This is a genomic window from Psychroserpens mesophilus (assembly GCF_000826645.1).
Taxonomy (GTDB): Bacteria; Bacteroidota; Bacteroidia; order Flavobacteriales; family Flavobacteriaceae; genus Psychroserpens; species Psychroserpens mesophilus.
Map to the genome: position 1 here is coordinate 1 of NZ_JXJP01000029.1, position 6,773 is coordinate 6,773.

Annotated in this window: 9 protein-coding genes; all 9 read left to right on the forward strand. The window is 29.6% G+C overall.

The window, feature by feature from the left end; translation table 11 throughout:
• Positions 1–41 precede the first annotated feature (41 nt).
• Positions 42–446 carry a hypothetical protein gene (locus tag TD18_RS15305; protein WP_152611396.1) on the forward strand — a complete coding sequence of 135 codons (405 nt, stop codon included), beginning with the start codon at positions 42–44 and terminating at the stop codon, positions 444–446.
• Positions 447–639: 193 nt separating this feature from the next.
• Positions 640–1,260 (forward strand): hypothetical protein, encoded by a 621-nt coding sequence (locus tag TD18_RS15310; protein WP_040254381.1) that lies wholly within the window; start codon positions 640–642, stop codon positions 1,258–1,260.
• A 149-nt stretch (positions 1,261–1,409) separates the two neighbouring features.
• The gene (locus tag TD18_RS15315; protein ID WP_152611397.1) at positions 1,410–1,817 is read left to right on the forward strand and encodes a hypothetical protein; all 408 of its coding nucleotides are present in this window, start codon (positions 1,410–1,412) and stop codon (positions 1,815–1,817) included.
• 158 nt (positions 1,818–1,975) lie between these two features.
• Positions 1,976–2,335 carry a hypothetical protein gene (locus TD18_RS15320; protein WP_040254385.1) on the forward strand — a complete coding sequence of 120 codons (360 nt, stop codon included), beginning with the start codon at positions 1,976–1,978 and terminating at the stop codon, positions 2,333–2,335.
• Between the two features lie 23 nt (positions 2,336–2,358).
• Positions 2,359–2,544 carry a hypothetical protein gene (locus TD18_RS15325; protein ID WP_040254387.1) on the forward strand — a complete coding sequence of 62 codons (186 nt, stop codon included), beginning with the start codon at positions 2,359–2,361 and terminating at the stop codon, positions 2,542–2,544.
• A 152-nt stretch (positions 2,545–2,696) separates the two neighbouring features.
• Complete coding sequence (locus TD18_RS15330) at positions 2,697–3,407, forward strand: tetratricopeptide repeat protein (RefSeq protein ID WP_040254389.1); 711 nt, start codon at positions 2,697–2,699, stop codon at positions 3,405–3,407.
• Positions 3,408–4,699: 1,292 nt separating this feature from the next.
• A complete protein-coding gene (locus TD18_RS15335) occupies positions 4,700–5,149 on the forward strand; it encodes a hypothetical protein (RefSeq protein WP_040254391.1) in 450 nt (149 codons plus the stop codon).
• Between the two features lie 130 nt (positions 5,150–5,279).
• Entirely contained in the window at positions 5,280–5,858 is a 579-nt protein-coding gene (locus tag TD18_RS15340; protein ID WP_040254393.1) for a hypothetical protein, read from the forward strand.
• A 157-nt stretch (positions 5,859–6,015) separates the two neighbouring features.
• Complete coding sequence (locus TD18_RS15345) at positions 6,016–6,636, forward strand: hypothetical protein (protein ID WP_160289475.1); 621 nt, start codon at positions 6,016–6,018, stop codon at positions 6,634–6,636.
• The last annotated feature ends 137 nt before the right edge of the window (positions 6,637–6,773 follow it).

The following is a 6,773-nucleotide window of genomic DNA, read 5'->3' on the forward strand; positions in this document are numbered from 1 at the left end:
ACACGAACACGTTAGCCACAAGCTGAAAAAATCACTCGAAATTGAAAAACGGAATCTTAACTTTACTACTGATTTTCTTAATGTCAAATTCTTTTGGGCAAACTAAAGCAAAAGTTTATCTGAATCACGATCACAATTATAGTACTACTTACTCATACGAAGTTTCTGAAATAACTATTCATTCAGATTCATCTTATACTTTGAAAAGTTGGAATCTGATAAATAAAAAAGAATGGAAAAAGTATAAATCTAACGAACCAGAAATCAGTAGCGGAAAAATAACTCAGAATGCGGAATTTCTTACTCTTACGGAATATAGAAACGAAAATAGAACAGATTCTAATTGGAAAATAAAAGTAACGGATAAAAGATTAGTTTTTTATTCCAAAAACAAAAATGGCAAACTAAGAAAAACAAAAACTTATAAGAGAATTGGAATTAAATAACTGTATGCAGCCAGTGGCTAACAACGTGTATAATTAATTACTACTGATTTACCTAGCGGAAAATCCTCGAAATTAATTAACTTAGTAACTTATCGGAAAACGACTAACGCCCTTTTCCGTAACTAATCATCACACGAACACGTTGGGCATAATATACAAGCTGGAAACTAAACTGAAAAACTATCCTATTTAAATGACAAGTAAAGTAGAATTAGAACTGGAAAAATTGGAGAATTTTGAAAGGGTTATTATAGACTTAGGAAAAAAAATGCACCCAGGAAACACATTTCCTTTAGATATTTTAGCAAATGCAGTTATGGACAGATCTCTACATTTAATTTTTGGATTTACAAGTCTGTTAAGAAATGAAAATTATATAGGAGCTTGTCATCTTGTAAGATGTCATCTTGATAACATTCTTAGATTTTCTGGAGCTTGGCTTGTTGAAAATCCTCATAAATTTGCAACAGATATTATGAATGGAATTCAAATAGATAAAATTATTGACAGAGATGGGGAAAATTTGAAAGATTGGTATTTAAGGAATAAATTAAATTTAGAATTTCCTTGGGTGACAAATGTTTACAAAGAAACTTCTGGTTTTATTCATCTAAGCAAAAAACATATTTTTACATCATCTAAAATTAAAGATGTTGAAAATAGAACATTAGAATTAAGAATTAGTAAAAGTGACAATTACGTAACTGACGAATCTAGAATTGAAGCTATTTTAGGAATGGTGGAAATAACAAAAGTTTTATGTCATTTTGTTGAAGGTTGGATATGGACTAAAAACAATACAAGAATAAAATAAAAATACTATGCCCAACACCGTACAAAATTAATTGCTTGCTTCTCGCCTACTTACGAAAATCCTCGCGGATTCTCTTTGTCAGTAATTATTTAGTAAATTTAGTGCTTAAACCACGCAACTAACCTTGTACAAACACGTTGTGTTTAATTATGAAGAAACTCTTAATTTACATATTAATATTGAATTCTCTATTTGCATTATCGCAAACTGAAAGAGATACTATTATTATGGATGTTGAAAATTCAATTAAAGCATATAACGAATCTGATTTTGAAACTCTATTAAATTACACTCCTAAATTCATTTTTAGATATATTTCAAAAGAAGAATTAATTAAAGGATATTCTGAAAAACACAAACCAAAAAACATTGATGTTAATGAGATTAATATAGACACAATAATGACTATTGATTCTGTAAAATATGTCAGGTTCTATTTGAAATCTGAAATTGCAACATATGGAATAAAAACTAAGAAAAATTGGACTTTTATTGAATTAAGTGAAATGTTCGAAAAATATTTACCTATAGAAATTAGACAAACAGAAAAAAAATAACTAAACACAACAACGTGTATAATTAATTACTACTGATTTACCTAGCGGAAAATCCCTCGAAATTAATTAACTTAGTACTTATCGGAAAATGACTCACGTCCTTTTCCGTAACTAATCATAACACGAACACGTTGGCTGTAATTTCACGAATCCTCAAAATGTTTAAGAAGAACAAATATTACATCAGATTATATCTCAATCAAATTAAGGTTAAAGATTGTATTAGTGGAAAATTTACAACCGAAAAATCTGAAATTAAATATAATAATCAAAGAAGTTTAATTGCAGACATTCAAAAAGCTGAATACTTTATAAGCAGTACATTTAAAAAAAATAATTTTTCTTTGCGAAACTCTATTGGAATTATCCAACAAATGGAAATGTCAGAAGGAGGACTATCTAATGTGGAAAAAAGAGTTTTATTGGAAGTATTCACAAGAATCGGAATTAAAGAAATATACATTGACGAAAGTTTAACTGAGTTAACGGAAAAACAACTAGCTGAATATAAAAGATAACGTCGGAACAAATTTCATGAAATATGACCAAAGTGTTTTTATTGATTCTTGGAATAGTTATAATTATTATTGGATTTCGCGCTTATTCATATTTTAATAGAAATCTTGAAATGATTGACAATGAGCCTGGGAATTTATTTGGAATTGCTGCATTACTAATTATTATCGGAATTTTTATAACCATAGTTTCTGTTATAAATTTCTTTTAATTAACAAAAAACTACAGCCAACAACGTGTAAGCGCAATAACTACTGAATTCCCTATCGGAAATTCAGTCTTTTTAACTAACTTAGTTGCGTCAGCGGAAAAATACTAACGTCTTTTCCCGTTACTGACGCTTACACAAACTCGTTGTAAGTAATGCGAGAAAAACTCATTTACATATTAATTTTCGGAGTGTTTTTAAACTCTTGTGATTTCACTTCTGCTGATGAGTATTACAATCAGGCGTTTGAATATGAGGAAAAAGGTGATTTAAAAAAAGCAATTGAATTGCTGGATAAAGCTATTGAAAAAAAATCTGATTTTAGACCTGCTCTTTTAAATCGTGGATATTACAAAACTGAATTAGGAAATCTCGATGGTGGAATTATGGATTATAAAAATATATTAAAATTTGATTCTGATAATACTCTTGCACTTTATAACATCGGAATTAACTATCAAGAATTAGAAAAACCTAAAAAAGCGATTGAATATTTCACAAAAGCACTGAATACAAGTGGAGCTTTGACCAGTTTTTCGAGTTCAAATGGTGGAACACTGAGTTTAAGTAAAGCTCTTGACTTTAATACTCTAGATAACGATAATAATTTTGAAGTACATAAGTGCGAAATTCAATTTTCACGCGGAATTAATTACTTATTTCTGAAAGAATATGATAATGCTTTAGAAGATGTAGAGAACTGCATAAAAGCTAATTATTCTAAAAAAGAAAGCTATTTTTTAAAAGGTGACCTTTATTTTTTAATAGGTGATACAACAAAAGCTTGTGAGAACTATGAAAAATCTTCGAAATTAGGTTATTTAGAAGCAAGGAATAAATATAAAATATTTTGTTTGGATAAATAAGCACTACTTACAACAACGTGTATAATTAATTACTGCTGATTTACCTAGCGGAAAATCCCTCGAAATTAATTAACTTAGTAACCAATCGGAAAACGACTCATGTCCTTTTCCGTAACTAATTATCACACGAACACGTTACCAACCATAGTGCAAAAATCATCTGAGTTACTTTTTTACTAATCTGATTTACTAGCTTGTAACTTTCCTACTTTCAATTAAAATTCATCGGAATTATCCTTTTTTTGAGAACTAAACGCTTTGGCGTTCTGATTCGTTCTTTTCAAAAAAAGGCGTTCGTTAATTGTCCTGTAAGCAACCTAAATGCTATTGTGATATTTTCCCTTTTGCTAAAGTTGCGGTTTCTTGGGATTGCCAGCCAAAAACTTTAACAAGCATTTTGAAACGGTTGCTCTCTGTGTTTGCTGTTTTCTGTGAATACCTAAAACCTGTCATGCACTACAGTAGGTAACACTGTGTATAATTCATGCTTACATCCTACTTCAATTAAAAATTTATATATTTAACATTATGATTCGCTACGATGGAAAATCTATCGATTCTCAATCGCACAAATCATACACCAAAACGTTAGGGCTTAATACTGCCAGACTTCCGGATCTTCCCAGGTTTATTGCTATAAGCAAAAGCGGTATGTTAAAGTGAGAACTTTAAATGTAATACGGAATAGACTATTGACTAATTTCGGACCCTTCAAGCTTACGATTGAAATCGTGTGAGAGTTCTACTCTCAGATACGAATGAATTCGCATAAAGCTTGAGTCAAGGTATAGAATATTTTCGATAAAGTCAAGTGATTATCCGAAAACTTATCATTTAAAGTACTGGATTTTAAAAAGGTAACCACTCTTGCGGATAGCTTTGAAAATAACGACACCATATACGAAGTATATAGCACATGATTTTAAAACCATAAACCTGAACCAGATGCTGCTATGTTGCGTCTGTTGTACTCCGTAATTTCAGAAATTCCAAAAAGGGAATTTCCATTAAGGACATTCCCAGGGTAATCTCCAAATTACTAAGCCCAACAGCGTATATAGAAAATAGCTAATGTTTTAAATGAATAATATTTTTCGTTTCTTTATAAAATGTAACAAGGCATCAATAAGGAGTAGTTATTTAATCGCTACTTTCCATATACGCCACAGTTGTGCATAAGCTATAAAAACTCAACTATAAAAATTAAACATATTCAAAAACATAATAATAGAGAAAGTATTAAATTAAAAAGATGGGATTACTTTTGGCATTTTTCTCCTGCTCTTTTTACAATGATTTTACCTGCTCTTTATTTTTATTGGGTTCTTGAAAGTTTGTTAAACAAAAATCAAATTGTATTTGAAAGAATGATTAATGGTATTGGATTGATAATCATCTTTATAATTGTATCGATAATTATTTTTATCTATAAGTATCAAAATTTAAAGTTTAAGACTTTAGAGTTTAGAATTTCAGTTAAACAATTTCATGAAGTAGTTGAACTGACTAAGAGTGAATTAAAATGGACTATTCTAACAAAAAAAGATAATTACATTTTTGCTTATTCAAAAAAATCTATGTTTAGTTGGGGAGAACAAATAACTATAATTAGAGAAAAAAATCATATTCTAATTAATAGTATATGTAAAACACATAATACTTCTTTGTTTGGAAATAATCAAAGAAATATTGAGTCCTTCGAAAGGAATCTTAAAAAAGCCAATGCACAACAACGTGTATAATTAATTACTGCTGATTTACCTAGCGGAAAATCCCTCGAAATTAATTAACTTAGTAACCAATCGGAAAACGACTAACGCCCTTTTCCGTAACTAATCATTACACGAACACGTTGTAAGCAATACCCAAAAAATGAGAAATTCGAACATTTTGATAATTTTATTAGTGACGCTACTATCACTAACTGAATCTTGTAAAAGTTCGAAAACATTCGAGGATAATCCCGAAAAAATAAGATATACAATTGAGTTAGCAATTAAAAGAGATGCTCGGAAAATGAATGAGATTATTTGGGAATTTAATGACTATAAAGCAAACGGAATTGACAATGCGGAAAAATTATCTGGAATGTATAATGATGCGTTAAAAACAAAATCAGTTTGTATAGAATTAATAAAAAACCTTGACGACATAAAATCGGATATTAATCTGAAAAAAGAAGCTTTGGAATATTTTGACTTTAGTGAAAGTTTTTTAGAGGATTTTATAAAGCCAATGGCAAAAACAAGCCTAACCGATTTACAAGAAAACACTGAATTACAAATGAAAATGAAAAACTCGGTAATTAAAAACACTGAAGTTTCTCAAACTATGAGCGATAGAATACTTGAATTTTGTAAAGAACATAATTTGGAAATGGAACTATCTGAATTTGATAAAAATAAATTTAAGGAAGAAATAGAAGAACTAGAAAGGCTATTACCTGAATAAAGTACTGCTTACAACAACGTGTAAAGTTCATTGCTTCTGCATTTTTCCAGCGGAAAAATTTGAAGGCTATAAAATGTCGAACCTTTTTCACTAACTTTAGCGTAAATAATCGCAACAAACCTTACACAAACACGTTGGCAGTAAGATGAAGAAACCTATGAGATACATTACAACCTTTCTTTTATTAATTATAATCACTTCCTGTAATTCAAATCAAAAAACGGAATCTAACTCAATCTTTGGAAAAGATATTGATGGAATGTTTGGGATTTTAAGCACGAAAACTGATCAATCTATTGTATTTCTGATGGATGATATTCACGCAAAAATTTTAAGAAACGATTATGACAGTTTGAGTTTAATTAAAATTCAGAAATACGATAAACTCACGAAAGATTATTTAAAATATTTGAACGGAATTGAAAAGCAATACGCTGAAAATAATGTTAATCCTTTTTTTACCAATGGTAGATATTCCGATAAGGGAACTGAATATATAAAGAAAACGGAATTGTACGAAAAAGAGCTTTTAAAATTAGCAAATAACAATCAAACAAAGAATAGAATACGTGCTAAAGCTGGAGCATATAGCGTAATTGCAATAAATGGCTACGAAGCTAAACATTTGGACTATTATTTTGATGATTTACCACATAAAGGAATTGTAACTTATTTAAAATTTAGACAGCAAAGTATATTGGAGCTTGAAAAAGATTTCCTGAATGAAATATTGATTAAACCTGAACAAAATCCTACTGCCAACAACGTTTATAACTAATTGCTTGATCTGTGTGTACTCGGAAAATCCTAGCGGATTTTCCTAATGGTTCGGTTTCTTTTATTAACTTAGTTATCACCAACGCAACTAGCCATACACAAATACGTTGCCAACAAGCTTGACCCGTCCTGAATAAA

What these genes read in the sequence shown, in the direction of transcription:
- TD18_RS15310 (WP_040254381.1), top strand. Translation starts at nt 640, where the DNA reads ATGACAAGTAAAGTAGAATTAGAACTGGAAAAATTGGAGAATTTTGAA.
- TD18_RS15335 (WP_040254391.1), top strand. Translation starts at nt 4,700, where the DNA reads ATGATTTTACCTGCTCTTTATTTTTATTGGGTTCTTGAAAGTTTGTTA.
- TD18_RS15345 (WP_160289475.1), top strand. Translation starts at nt 6,016, where the DNA reads ATGAGATACATTACAACCTTTCTTTTATTAATTATAATCACTTCCTGT.
- TD18_RS15325 (WP_040254387.1), top strand. Translation starts at nt 2,359, where the DNA reads ATGACCAAAGTGTTTTTATTGATTCTTGGAATAGTTATAATTATTATT.
- TD18_RS15315 (WP_152611397.1), top strand. Translation starts at nt 1,410, where the DNA reads ATGAAGAAACTCTTAATTTACATATTAATATTGAATTCTCTATTTGCA.
- TD18_RS15340 (WP_040254393.1), top strand. Translation starts at nt 5,280, where the DNA reads ATGAGAAATTCGAACATTTTGATAATTTTATTAGTGACGCTACTATCA.
- TD18_RS15330 (WP_040254389.1), top strand. Translation starts at nt 2,697, where the DNA reads ATGCGAGAAAAACTCATTTACATATTAATTTTCGGAGTGTTTTTAAAC.
- TD18_RS15320 (WP_040254385.1), top strand. Translation starts at nt 1,976, where the DNA reads ATGTTTAAGAAGAACAAATATTACATCAGATTATATCTCAATCAAATT.